Genomic DNA, 12,121 nt, shown 5'->3' with positions numbered 1-12,121 from the left:
AAAAGATATGCTGTATATGAACATTAAATCAACCATCCTCCTTTTACTTATATTTACACTGGGTTCAGCCGAAACTTTTGCACAAGAAGACTTAAGAAAGTTGCGTATAGCAAAGATAGAGGTGTATCCTGCCGACCTGGAAGCATAAAAAGAAGCACTTGCTCAACATGCAAAAACTGCTGTAAAAGTTGAACCGGGAGTGCTTGCTTTGCAAGCCGTTCAGGATAAAAAACATCCTGAATTTTTCACCGTTTTTGAAGTATATGCCAGTGAAGAGGCCTATCAATTTCACTTAAAAACACCCCACTTTTTAAAATATAAAAATGGTACGCTAAAAATGGTCAAATCGCTGGAATTGATTGAGGTAGCGCCGGTTGCCCTTGAAATTAAAAAGGTGTTAGTCAGGTAATCGCAATCAACAAATAAGAATGGATTTTTTATTGACGATTACAACTGCTTTTCCTGCAAAAAATATTGGCGGATTATAAAATGCTTATAACGCTGGCAGGCAGCACGTTTGGTGTATGGATTTCTCATGGCGAAAGTAAGTTTGAACTTCCTTACACAGAAGATCAATACACCATCTTAGTAAAATATGGATACGAGACATACTCCACCTATCCAAATTTTTCAATAATGCCTCATATCAAAAGGGTATTGTTCCAGTGGCACTTGGCAAACTATATAAAAGGAAGAAAAGACGAAGTTTCTCCATGGATGGAAGCATTTGTGAACGCGCGATTGTGGTTGGAAAAATAAGAAGCTGATATAAATAAAGTTAAAAAACGCCCTCGATAGATTTAATCATTTATTGAGGGCGTTTTGTCTTTATATTGTATTGAAATATTTCAAAAAACGAGTAATCGATTTGAAGTAGATTGGAATTGATAATTTGTTTTAAGTTTTCAAAGAGTAAATTACTTTGAGAATCGACATTACCAGCGTCCTCCCTAACAGCCATGAAAAATTTGATACCCCTTGTATTTCTATACATTATAAGTTTTCTACCTGCAAGATGTCAAAATCTGACTGGCAGTTGGTCAGGAGAAGTAACACAAGAAAATTCTCAGTTTAAAATCGGCACCATCGAAATTAGCCTGAATCAGGTGGGAGGATTTCTAAGCGGTCAAATAAAAACCAATCATCCGCAAGGTTTTGTAATCCAGAAATTTAGAGGTATGATTAGTGATCATAAAGTTGTAATGACTGAATATGAAGTAATTAAAAAATCCGAGGATAACTTATCCTGGTGCTTGAAAATTTTGGAAGGATATCTATTTACTGATAATGATACAGGAAAACTTATTCTTAGAGGAAAATGGACAAGTCGTAAGGTTCATCAATCCGGTAATTACCTAGAATTTGACTGTCCTCCCGGAACATTTTCGGTTACAAAATCCAGTGATGAAAGTGCGCCACAGAAGTTGGCTTCTTTAACGACATCCAACCTTTCAAGAAAAGTTTCCGAGCCAAAATCGCCAGAATCAATTAAAGATATTGCCAAAGTTATAGATATTCAAAAACCAGATAATCTGTTAGCTTTCCCTAAACCCAAGCTTGGTGAAAAAGTAATATTAGCGATTCAATTTGAGCAAAGTAAAGCGATTATTTTACCATCTTCCCAACCGGAATTAGACCGGATTTTAAGTTATCTTGTACAATTTCCTACACTTGAAATCGAACTATCCGGCCATACGGACAACCGGGGAGATGCGATTAAAAACTACAAGTTGTCAGAGGAAAGGGTAAGTATTGTAAAAAAATATCTGACCAGCAATGGTATAGCCTCATCCAGAATTAGCGGTAAAGGTTATGGAAGTAAAATACCTTTCGCCCTTAACGATAGTGAAGAAAACCGGAAATTAAACCGCCGTGTAGAAATGAAAGTTACAAAGGAATAATTTCCATTTAATGTCTGTTTATCAAATAGTTTACACTTATTTTTGTTAAAATGAATAACACTTTTAATTCCGAAAAAGTATCGTTCAGACCGATCCAGTTAAGTGACGCTCACGACATTTTGGAGATTGTCAATTATTATATTTCCGAAACAACCTATCATTTTTCCGATCAGCCCATCGGAATTAGCTCAATCTATGATTTGATACTTCAAGAAACCAATCTCCCCAGATATGTAATTGAAGAGGAAGGGAAAATTATCGGATTGGGATATGCTTATGATTTCAGATCTGAAAATACCTTTTCAGAAACCGCGAAACTTACCTATTGGCTAAAACCTGCTGTCACAGGGAAAGGAATCGGAAAGGAGCTATACCGAATTCTTGAAAACAAACTAATTCGTCTGGATTACAAAAATATTCTGGTTAATGTTTCTTCCGAAAACCTGGTCAGCCTTAACTTTCATAAGAAATCAGGTTTTGTAGAATGTGGAAATTTTAAAGGAATTGCGAATAAAAAAGGACAATATTTCGACATTATCTGGTTGCAGAAAACTTTGACAGATTTGGCTAAATAATAGGTTCTTTTACTATCTCAATTTTCCTTTTCAGCTCCTTTTTTCAAAGACTTAATAAACAAAACAGCCATCAACCCACCCAAAAACCCAAGTCCGGCAGAAATGCGCATGATAATGGCATAAGCGTGAATGAAAGATTTATGATATGCATTTACCACAACTGCTCTTTGTGATTTTTCAATATTAGTCGGCACTTTTGCATTTCCCAAATTCGCCGCTTCTTTCAAAATTTCAGTTTTTTGAGAACTGTTAAAAGAAGAATTTTCCAACTGATCAGCCAGTGCTCCTGAGAAAAATAAAACCGCCAAAGCCCCGAAAATTGCGTTGGCAAAAACATTGGCAATTCTTGTCATCGCGTTATTAACGCCGGAAGCTGTTCCGGAAAAATGATCGCTGACCGAGCCCATTACAGCCGTGGTCAAAGGAGCCACGGTGAATGACATACCCAAACCGAAAATCAAAATGCCGGGAAAGAACGTTGTCCAGTAGTCAGACGGACCACCGGTTTGCTTTACAAAAGATAAAAGCAACAAACCTGCTCCGGCCGTGACAGGTCCCGAGATCAGAAATATTCTTGGTCCGAATTTATCTGCCAGTTTCCCGGCGTATCTCGCCAGTAGTATCATCAAAATTGTAAAAGGCAAAAAAGTAAGTCCGGACTCCAATTGACTATACCCCTGAACCTGCACCAGATTCAGCGATAAAAACAACATCCCGCCGCCAAGCCCTGCATAAAGAAAGAAGGTTAGCAGGTTAGCGCCACTGAAAGTCACACTGGAAAAGAGACTCAAAGGCATCATCGGATTGGCACTTTTGTATTGCAGATATACAAAAAGCACGACCAGCAAAATACCTGCTCCCAGAGAAATGTATGTTTGTATATTATTAAAACCTATGGACGGAATCCTCAGAAAAGTAAGTGTTAACGTAGCCAGTGCCAAGGCAATTGCAGTAGCTCCGGCAAAATCCAAAGGCTTGCCGGAAGGAATTTCCTCAGTGACATTCACACGGAACCACAACATGATCAAAGCAGCAACACCGATAGGCACATTGATAAAGAATATATAACGCCAAAGTCCTGCATCGGCCAAAGCGCCACCAAGAATTGGTCCCCCAATGGTTACCACTGTTGTAAATGCAGACCAGGTTCCGATGGCTTTACCTCGCTCCTTCTCATTAATCGAGGACGAAATCAATGACAAACTTCCAGGTATCATCAGTGCTCCTCCAATTCCCTGAATCAAGCGAAAAATAACCAGCCAGGTTACTGTGGGCGAAAATCCGCAGGCGGCAGAACCTGCAATAAAAATGACAATACCCACCATGAAAACTTTTTTTCGGCCCAGATTATCTCCCAAAGTCCCTCCGATCAGAATCAGGGATGCCAGCATAAGCAGATACGCATTCAGTATCCAGAACAAATCACTACCCGTTGCACCAAGACTATTTTGTAGTGATGGTAAAATAACATTCAGCGCGGTACTGTCAATAAAAGCCATCGCAGAAGCCAAAATGACTGACGTCATAATCCATTTTCCCTCTGTACTGGCAAGTGCAACTGTTGACATGTTTGAAAATTATCGTGTTGCAAAAACACTTATTGTGCACTTTATTCGATTAAGTTACAGGTATTTTTCAAAACATTTTTAATCTTAATTTACACATCGGCTACTGATTTTGAATGTTTTCGATTTAATATAAAATATTACTACCCAATTACACATAATCGATTTTCAAATCTTGTAAATGAAGGTCAAAATAATCAATTCCAAAAAAAGTAGAATCCTCGGCACGATCCCTTAAATTTGAAAAGTTGCTTACCAGCTATCAAATCTGTAAAATCAGAAATGCCTTCTACTAAAAAGTATATTCTAATGCTGGGTTGTTTTGACACCAAAGGTGAGGTTTTCTCCTATTTGAGAAACTGTATTCTGGCTTTGGGTGAAAATGTGATTACCATCAATACCGGCGTGATGGGTACGACAGATTTATTTCCTGTGGATTTTGAATCGGACGTTGTGGCTTTACAAGGTGATTCTGAAATTTCCAGTCTTAGAAAACTTGGAGATCGCGGGCACGCCATGGATGTAATGGGAAAAGGTGCTGCTCAAATTGTCAAAATACTTATTGCCGAAGAAAAACTTAAAGGTGCAATCGGAATGGGTGGCGGCGGCGGAACACACATTGCACTTTTCGCAATGCAGCAAATTCCATTTGGCATTCCCAAACTTTGTCTGACCACGATCGCTGCCAAAGACCTTTCCCGACAAATCGGCCATAAGGATATTACGCTGGTACCTTCTGTTGTTGACGTTGCAGGATTGAACAGTATTATAAAAGTATTGATCAGCCAGTCGGCGGCAGCCATTTGTGCGATGTCCAATAGCATTGCTGATTCTGAAAATGTAATAGTTAAAAGAATTGCGATCAGCATGTTCGGCAATACCACGGCATGCGTTGATCAATGCACAGAATTGTTGAAAAAAGAAGGATACGAAGTGCTCGCATTTCATGCTACCGGAATTGGTGGAAGAACGATGGAGGCGTTGATCAGGGAAGGTTATTTTGATGCGGTTTTGGATGTTACCACAACCGAACTTGCAGACGATCTTTGCGGTGGTATTTGCAGTGCGGGCCCTGAAAGATTACTGGCTGCCGGGGAAATGAACCTTCCACAGGTAGTCGCTCCGGGATGTCTGGATATGGTTAATTTTGGTCATGCCGATACGGTTCCTGAAAAATACAAAGACCGGTTTTTTTATAGCTGGGCGCCGGATGTAACACTGATGCGGACCAATATCGAAGAAAACCTCATTTTAGGAAAACAGCTTTCACAAAAACTAAATAAATCGACCGCTCCGGTAAGTATTGTTTTACCCTTGAAAGGAATTTCGCAAATTGACAGCGTTGGTGGAATTTTTTACAAGCCGGAAAATGATCAGGCGTTATTCGATTCGATCAAAAAACATGCGGCTGAAAGTGTCAGGATCATCGAAACAGATGTGCATATTAATGACAAATCTTTTGCTCAAATTCTGGTTAAAACCTTGATGGAAGCAATTGAAACCGCAAAAAGGTAGGCTATTTAAACATAATAAAAAATTAATACATATTAAAAATCACTATGCCAAATCCATGGACCGGTAAGGGAAATCCCTACACAAGACAGGAAGTCAGAGACCGTTTGAAAGCTTCGTTAGATCAAAATAAAGCCATTATCGTTGCCGGTGCAGGTACTGGAATCAGTGCCAAATTTATTGAAAAAGGCGGTGCTGATATGATCATTATCTACAATTCAGGCCGGTTCAGAATGGCAGGACATGGCTCTACTGCGGGTTTGATGGCCTATGGCGATGCCAACGCAGAAGCGATGGAAATTGGAGAATTTGAAGTGTTGCCAGTGGTGCAGGAAATTCCGGTGATTTGCGGCGTACATGGGTCAGATCCAAGACGCCGGATGTGGCATCATTTGTTGAAAGTGAAGGAAATGGGCTTTTCAGGAATCAATAATTTCCCCACACATTCCATAGTCGACGGGCATTTTCGCCAGGTATTGGAAGAAACAGGAATGGGCTTTGATAAAGAGGTTGAAATGGTAAGAATTGCCAGTAAAATGGAATTGTTTTCTATCGTTTATGTAGCAAAACCGGAAGAAGCCGCACAGATGGCAGAAGCCGGAGCAGACGCGATTATTGCCCATGTTGGAACAACCGTTGGCGGCTCGGTCGGTGTTACAGATGCCTCATGCACAATGGATGATGCCATTGAACGTACGCAAAAAATCATTGATGCAGCCAAGGCCATCAACCCTGATATCTTCTTTCTGGCACACGGAGGCCCTATCAACACACCTGCGGATGTGCGTGTCATATTGGACAAAACGAATGTCCACGGATTTGTAGGAGCATCATCACTTGAACGTATGGGCGTTGAACAATCACTGACCGATCTGACAAGAAGCTTCAAATCACTTACGATTGAAAACAAAGTATAGAAAATAATTTAGTAACAGAGTTGGCACAATCCAACTCTGTTACTCTTCTGCGATAATCTCAGTTTAACACCTCTTCTTTACCGGATTGACACAACTACCGGATACTTTCAAAACAAAAATTATTCCTCAACATTGTCTTGGAAATCGCCAAAACTTATAGCGAAAAAATGACCTCCAATATAATTTCCGAGCATTCCTCTTCCTCAATTTTAGTACCATATAATAAATACATCCTTTCCCAAAATTTCACTAAGGCTTATTTATCAGTATGTTAAGTTCCATTTAAACTTATCTATATACTGTTTCTAATTATTAAATTTGCTTTGTTAAATTTAATTTTTAGATTTGTCTAAATTTTAATTAAAGCAAAACTAACAAGTACTGTTGCAAGTTTATTTGACCAAACATTTTGACAAAATAAATTTCAGAAAGAGAGTGGGTAATTTATTAAACAATATATTTGCAACATTGTTGCATAAATAAAAAAACAATGAGACTTCAAATTTCTAAACGACAACGAACGGCCAGCTTTCTGCTGTTGCTCTGGGCACTGATCTGCCTGAGTAATGTTGTGTTCAGACATGCTCATCGTTTACCCAACGGCAGTATTATCAGCCACGTCCACCCCTACACTGAATTTGCCTCAAAATGTCCGTTTCCAAATCATCACCATTCCCAGTCTGAGCTAAACTGGCTGGATTGTCTAAGCAATATTCCTTTTGATTCTTTTACTTCTGATGTAAGTTTTGAGATAGCATTATTAAAAAAACCCGCTCTGGTCAACTATCCGTATATAGAAAAGCAGGCAGATCAAAAACTTCCCGTTTTATTCCTCCGGGGCCCTCCTGTTTCCTGATTTTCAACACAATAACAAAAATATTATTTACTCATTCCCTAACAAAATCCTTTTGCGTATAGCAACCAGTTAAGGATCAGCATTGCCTCTAACGTTAATTTACTTATGAAAATATATATTCTCTTAATTGCTTTTTTGCTGTCTGGAAACTCTCTGGTAAAAGCACAAACCGGATCGGTTTCTGGCCAGATTATTTCGGGAGGAAAGCCGGTCCCTTTTGCATCGGTAACAGTTTCCAAAACAATTTTTGGAACCCAGGCAGATAGTTCAGGCGCTTTTAAATTATCAAATATTACAGCTGGAAAATATGAAATTATAGCTTCATCCATTGGATTTGACAGCTTTACAAAAAAAATAGACATCACAGAAAACAAACTATTAACACTGAACATTGATTTACAGCCGGTCAACAACACACTTAGTGAGGTTGTAGTGACAGGAGTTTCCAGAGCGACCGAACTCAGAAAAAGTCCGGTTGCTATTGCCGTGATGAGCAAAAAGGAAATGGATATGAATGTAAATAATAACATTGTTGATGCGGTTTTAAAAGGTGTTCCCGGACTTAGCGCCGTTACAACAGGACCCAATATTTCAAAGCCTTTTATCCGCGGATTGGGCTATAACCGGGTACTTACATTGTATAACGGAATTCGTCAGGAAGGGCAGCAATGGGGAGATGAACACGGCATTGAAATTGACCAATATGGTGTTGAACGGGCGGAAGTAGTGAAAGGTCCGGCAAGCCTTATTTACGGATCGGACGCAGTTGCAGGCGTAATTAATTTTATTCCTTACATTCCAAAAGGCCCGGAAGGGAAACTTAAAGGTGATATTACTTCGGAATACCATACCAACAACGGCATGATCGGCGCTTCCGGAGGACTGGCTTATAACAAAAACGGGTGGAAATCAGCTTTCCGGGTTTCCGGGAAAAATGCAACAGCCTACAAAAATAAAATTGACGGAAGAGTTTTTGGAACAGCCTTTAATGAGCTGAATCTTTCAGCGATGACGGGCGTTGAAAAACGTTGGGGATCTTCATATGTGTACGCTACACTTTACAATAATTTACAGGAAATTCCGGATGGCAGCCGTGATTCGCTGACTCGGAAATTCACCCGACAAGTACTTGAAAGCGGCCCGGATAATATCAAAAATCGCCCTCTGGTATCTCAGCACGACTTAAAAACATATAGTATCAATCCGCTTCACCAACGGATTCAGCACTACCGTTTGTTTACCAGAAACCGTTTTTTGTTAGGAAAAGCAGATCTGACTGCGCTGTTTGGATTTCAGCAAAGTGTGCGCCGGGAATATAACCACCCGACGCTGCCAGCACAACCCGGACTTTATGTTCAGCTGAATACCTATAATTATGACTTCAAATACAATTTCCCCGAATGGAAAGGATTGGAAGCCACTTTGGGTGTGAACGGAATGTACCAGATGAACCGAAATCTAAGTGGAACGGACTTCCCTATTCCTGACTATAATCTGCTTGATATCGGTTCGTTTTTGTTTGTAAAAAAATCACTGGGTAAAGTAGACATCAGTGGTGGCCTGCGTTATGACACACGGTCCTGGAACTGGAAAGATCAATATGTACAACACAATCCTGAAACCGGATTTAATGAATTGTTGACAAAACCAGGAAACGGCGCAGTTTTACAATTCCCTTCGTATAACCGAAATTTCAACGGAATTTCCGGAAGTCTTGGGGCAACCTACAATTTATCCGAACGGCTTTTGGTAAAAGCTAATCTGTCAAGAGGTTACCGGGCTCCCAACATCACCGAAATCGGCTCGAATGGTCTGGATCCCGGCGCGCACATTGTTTACCTGGGAAATCGGGATTTCAAACCGGAATTCAGTCTGCAAACGGATATTGGATTCATTGGTTATCTTAAAGAATTCGATTTTAGTATCGAACTTTTTAATAACACCATCGACAATTACATTTATCAGGCGAGGCTCGTGGGCGCTGATGGAAAACCTGTCATTATTGTTCCGGGCAATTTTACTTACAAATACCAGCAATCCAAAGCGCAATTATACGGAGCAGAATTTAGTATAAACCTGCACCCTACCGGCGTAAAATGGCTGACTTTCAACAATAGTCTGGCCTTTATAAGAGGCTTAAACCGTAATAATGCACTGATAGCTTTGGAAGGAAATTCTGCCAAATATCTTCCGTTCATCCCTCCCGTTCATGGTCGATCCGAGATCAGGGCTTCCCTTGGGAAACCGATTGGAAATTTAACAGGTACTTATTTCAGAGCTGAAATCGATTATTATGGAGCACAAAATAAATTCTACGGCGTTGATAATACAGAAACAGCTACGGCAGGTTATGCACTGTTCAATATTGGTTGCGGTACCACCATAAATAATCAAAATAAAAAGCCATTATTTCAGCTGTTTTTACAAATTGATAATTTGTTTGATACCGCTTATCAGTCAAATTTGAACCGTCTTAAATACTTCGAATATTACGCTGCTTCTCCGAATGGACGTTCAGGTATTTACAATATGGGGCGGAATGGAAGTGTGAAAGTCATTATTCCATTTTGATACTAAACTAACTTCATTTGATTTCTAAAACTGGAATTGTCAAATTTAAAAAGCCGGACTTTTGCTAATTCAGCAGAGATCCGGCTTTTTAAAATTCCATTTATATAAGAAAAAAACAGGAAGATTTTCAATCCTGCTTTGGCAAACTATTTTTTCATTGGTGTAGGTTCTCCCGCTGCAAAATCCTCATTCAGGCGTTTAAACCATAAATTCACTACCCTCCCATTTGACATACGCAAACCAGAAACTTTACCCGATTCATCTCTGGCAATCTCTATATTCTGCACAAACCACCAGGGAGCGGCAAAGCGATCTTTACTTACAACTTTTAAAACCACGTCACCATGATGCACATGAACGAGTTTTAGCGTGTCGTCTTTCAGTGTAATAGAATAAAAAGTTTCAAGTTCCGGACTATAATATTTGCCCACAAATTCTTCTCGTTTTATATCATTTTGAACAACAGCCTTAACACGATTTCCCGGATGTTCTCCATTTTGTCTGAGTGTAATTTTGCTAACCTTTCCCTCCTTTGATTTGTGAAAAACAACAGAAGCTTCTACAACTTTCAAAAAAAATGTAGAATCCGAAGAGGGAAATATTTCATTCTCACCCTGCCCGGTTGCCTGCGTCAAATAACGAGCTCCGTCACGCCAGAATCTCAGAATAAAACCAGGAGCTTCGGCAAGTTCGTACGATCCTTCGTATTGTTTAAAAAGCGTTGAATCAAATTTATAAGCTGTGTTGGACGCAGAAACAGCGAACGATTTCACCGTTTTATCTTCTTTAAATTGTGAAGCCAAATAAAGATTAGCTACTTCAAAACCCTTTTTCTGCGGGTCAAACTCCGCTTGATTGCTCAGCACGATAAAACCGTAATCCTCTTTGGGGAAATATGACAAAAAAGATCTGAATCCGGCGTCTGCTCCATTATGTCCGTAATAGGCCAATCCCTTTAACTTTCCGTGGATCAATGCAAAAGCATAAGGAAGCGTATCTCCTTTGGTAAGCCTTCCCTTTTCCAGCATTTGCGTCATCGTTGCCGCATTCCCAACTTTATGAGAACTGAAATTATCAATCCAGTGCGAAAGATCTGTAACGGTGGTGAATAAACTTGTTGCTCCAACATTGGAGTAACTCAACACACTTTTCTTATATCCTTCCACAGCTTTTTCAGACTTATGAAAAGAGTAGGCTCTTCCTTTAACAATGCGCTCGTAATCATCATAAAACAATGTATTTTTCATACCCAACGGCTTGAATACGTGCTCTTGCATATATGCAGAAAAGGGTTGCTTTGAAATCCGGCTGACTATTTCGGCCAAAAGAGTATAACCCGTGTTGCAATAAGAATAAGCCGAACCTGGCTCAAAATTCAGTTCCTTTTGTCTTTTTACCAGATTAAAAACATGCTCTTTCGTAATGACATCATCTAGCTGCCAACCGGCCATTGCCAACAGATTCCATTGATCACGAAGACCGCTGGTATGATGAATCAAATGACGAATGGTAATAATTTTTCCAAAATCCGGAACCTCTGGCAAATACTTTCTGATGTCATCTTCCAAGGAAAGTTTGCCTTCCTGCGATAAAAGAACAATCGCAAAAGCTGTAAATTGTTTGGATACCGAGGCTATGTGAAATATGGTTTCGGGTCCGTTGCGAGCGCCTGTTTCCAGATCAGATTCCCCAAAACCTTTGGCGTAAATTAATTTCCCCTGATGAACCACGCCAACCGCAGCTCCGGGTTTTCCGGGTTTGTTCCACTCTGCAAAAATTGAATCAACGCTAGCAGTTATTTTTGGCGACTGTGCGTTAACAAAGTTATTTTGCTGACTTAAAATAAAGATCAGAAGAAGTGAGGTATAGAAAAATTTCATTCAATAAGGGCTTTAATGATACTTGAATTACCCGTTGGGTGAAATATAATTAAGGAAGAAAAGTGTATACATATTGGGTTAAGATACTGAAATTCAGTATCTTAAAGTCGCCAAACAAACCCCAATATGTATGTCAAAATTAGTGAAAAATTATTATAAAATCCTGGAAACGATCGAATTACTGAGTATCGATTGTATTGTTAAGAAAGTGGGACGTAAGCCAAAAATGTCTGATAATCAAGTTGTTGCTTTAAGTTTGACGGCTGAATATATGAGTATAGATAGCGAGAATCTCTTATTTCAAACGATACCAGAAAATGGGATAGAAAATATATTAGAGCGAA

At 39.5% G+C, this 12,121-nt stretch carries 9 protein-coding genes and 2 pseudogenes; 9 read left to right on the top strand and 2 right to left on the bottom strand.

Annotation, left to right across the window (positions count from 1 at the left end; genetic code table 11):
• Window positions 1–166: 166 nt before the first annotated feature.
• The 4 genes and pseudogenes from FZF08_RS31635 to FZF08_RS26900 all read left to right on the top strand — a co-directional run.
• A pseudogene (locus tag FZF08_RS31635) lies at window positions 167–409 on the top strand (putative quinol monooxygenase); the annotation flags it as partial.
• Window positions 410–489: 80 nt separating this feature from the next.
• Window positions 490–759, top strand: coding sequence for a hypothetical protein (locus FZF08_RS26910; RefSeq protein ID WP_200837176.1), 270 nt, complete (start codon window positions 490–492; stop codon window positions 757–759).
• A 200-nt stretch (window positions 760–959) separates the two neighbouring features.
• On the top strand, window positions 960–1,901 hold the full coding sequence (locus FZF08_RS26905) for an OmpA family protein (protein WP_229216714.1): 942 nt from the start codon (window positions 960–962) through the stop codon (window positions 1,899–1,901).
• A gap of 50 nt (window positions 1,902–1,951) precedes the next feature.
• Complete coding sequence (locus FZF08_RS26900) at window positions 1,952–2,476, top strand: GNAT family N-acetyltransferase (protein ID WP_159476296.1); 525 nt, start codon at window positions 1,952–1,954, stop codon at window positions 2,474–2,476.
• Between the two features lie 17 nt (window positions 2,477–2,493).
• Here FZF08_RS26900 and FZF08_RS26895 read toward each other — a convergent pair whose 3' ends face one another.
• Window positions 2,494–4,044, bottom strand: coding sequence for an MFS transporter (locus FZF08_RS26895; protein WP_159476293.1), 1,551 nt, complete (start codon window positions 4,042–4,044; stop codon window positions 2,494–2,496).
• Window positions 4,045–4,323: 279 nt separating this feature from the next.
• On the opposite strand from FZF08_RS26895, the gene FZF08_RS26890 reads away from it, so the two are divergent.
• The 4 genes from FZF08_RS26890 (at window position 4,324) to FZF08_RS26875 (ending at window position 9,897) form a co-directional block, all read left to right on the top strand.
• The gene (locus FZF08_RS26890; protein WP_159476290.1) at window positions 4,324–5,556 is read left to right on the top strand and encodes a Tm-1-like ATP-binding domain-containing protein; all 1,233 of its coding nucleotides are present in this window, start codon (window positions 4,324–4,326) and stop codon (window positions 5,554–5,556) included.
• Window positions 5,557–5,600: 44 nt separating this feature from the next.
• Entirely contained in the window at window positions 5,601–6,470 is an 870-nt protein-coding gene (locus FZF08_RS26885) for a phosphoenolpyruvate hydrolase family protein (protein ID WP_159476288.1), read from the top strand.
• A gap of 490 nt (window positions 6,471–6,960) precedes the next feature.
• Window positions 6,961–7,326 (top strand): hypothetical protein, encoded by a 366-nt coding sequence (locus tag FZF08_RS26880; RefSeq protein ID WP_159476285.1) that lies wholly within the window; start codon window positions 6,961–6,963, stop codon window positions 7,324–7,326.
• 105 nt (window positions 7,327–7,431) lie between these two features.
• Window positions 7,432–9,897: a TonB-dependent receptor gene (locus FZF08_RS26875; RefSeq protein ID WP_159476282.1), complete on the top strand. Its 2,466-nt coding sequence runs from the start codon at window positions 7,432–7,434 to the stop codon at window positions 9,895–9,897.
• Between the two features lie 146 nt (window positions 9,898–10,043).
• Here FZF08_RS26875 and FZF08_RS26870 read toward each other — a convergent pair whose 3' ends face one another.
• Window positions 10,044–11,777: a serine hydrolase gene (locus tag FZF08_RS26870; RefSeq protein WP_159476279.1), complete on the bottom strand. Its 1,734-nt coding sequence runs from the start codon at window positions 11,775–11,777 to the stop codon at window positions 10,044–10,046.
• A gap of 130 nt (window positions 11,778–11,907) precedes the next feature.
• On the opposite strand from FZF08_RS26870, the pseudogene FZF08_RS31630 reads away from it, so the two are divergent.
• Window positions 11,908–12,121 (top strand): annotated as a pseudogene (locus FZF08_RS31630) (IS982 family transposase); the annotation flags it as partial.

Origin of the sequence: Dyadobacter sp. 3J3, assembly GCF_009801115.1 — a bacterium.
GTDB lineage: Bacteria > Bacteroidota > Bacteroidia > Cytophagales > Spirosomataceae > Dyadobacter.
Note: the sequence above shows the minus strand (reverse complement) of the source record. Positions and strands in the feature narration are given on the sequence as shown.